This is a genomic window from Acidovorax sp. KPB24-07, from assembly GCF_057543315.1.
This window is the reverse complement of record NZ_BAAJYS010000693.1, coordinates 1-1,190: the sequence shown is the minus strand read 5'-3', so window position 1 is coordinate 1,190 and position 1,190 is coordinate 1. Positions and strand designations below refer to the sequence as shown.

The window sequence follows — 1,190 nt, the reverse complement described above, 5'->3', positions numbered from 1 at the left end:
ACACCACGCGCAGGTCGCGCGTGCCGGCGTAGGCCTGTTCGCTGAATGCGCCGCGGCACACGGCTCCGTCCGGCAGGCGGGCCACCAGCGTGTTGCGGGCCTGCAGCGCGGTGAGGTACACCACGCCGTCCCAGCCCACCACCGTGGGCACGTTGCCCTGCTCGTGGACCACGGCGGTGCCGGCTGGCAGCGGCGCGCCCCGGCCGTCCACCAGCGTGATGGTGGCGGTGCGCACGCGCATCACCGGCAGCCGCACCAGGGTGCCGGTGCCGCGCGCCACCGCCACGCGCTTTTCCAGGTTGGGGGTGTGCACGTCCGCCGGCAGCGAAAGCGGGTCGATCTCGTAGCGGCCTTCGTAGTAGGCCGGCACCTCCGGCACGAGCAGGTAGCCGCGGGCGTTGGTGCGGCCCACCCGCTGGTGGTTGAAGAGCACCGGCACGTCCGCCATGCCGTCCGTGGACACCAGCGCGAAGCCGTCGCTGATGCGGTTGGAGGCGAAGGCGTAGCCGTCCATCAGCCCGATCGATCCGGCCGCGCCCGCGAAGCGCGTGCCGTGGCCGGCCATGCCGTAGGCGCCGCCCTGCACCGTCATGGTGTCGCCGCGGTAGAGCGCCGAGGCCTGGCTGTAGCGGTTCGCCTGGCCGCCCACGGTGTGGCCCAGGTTCCAGCCGAAGCCGCCGTCCGATGGCACGGTGCGCTGCACGCTGGCCTGGGCCTGCGTGGTGCCGTCGCCGTAGCGGGCCACGGCGGTCTGCGCGCTCGACTGGGGCCCGAGCACGTAGGTGAGCTGCAGGCGCATCTGCGTCTGGCCCGTCTCCAGCGTGCGGCCGGCGGTGAACGACAGGTAGCTGCGGTCCCCGAGCGGCGTGCTGTAGCCGGCGTAGGCCAGCCGGCTGCGCTGGCCCTCGCGGCTTTGCAGGTCCACCCAGCCCACGCTGAACGAGCCGCGCGCCACGTTCAGGCTGGCATCGAGCTGCCGCGTGCGGCGCGGCAGCTGAAAGCCGTCGTCGGCGTAGGTGCTGGCATCGCCGTAGCCGGGCGTGCGCTGCAGCTGCTGCAGCGAGATGCCGCCGCCCGTGCTCTGGAACTGGTAGCCCAGGCCGAGCTGCCAGCCGCTGCGGTCGCGCTGCGCCTGCCCCCGCGTGACGGAGGCATTGGCGACCCCCAGCAGGCCCCAGCCGCAGCCAGCC

At 73.9% G+C, this 1,190-nt stretch carries 1 protein-coding gene; it reads right to left on the bottom strand.

Annotation, left to right across the window (positions count from 1 at the left end):
* On the bottom strand, nucleotides 1–1,190 hold a 1,190-nt coding region (locus tag AC27IQ_RS25045; RefSeq protein WP_487091227.1), incomplete at both ends, for a fimbria/pilus outer membrane usher protein.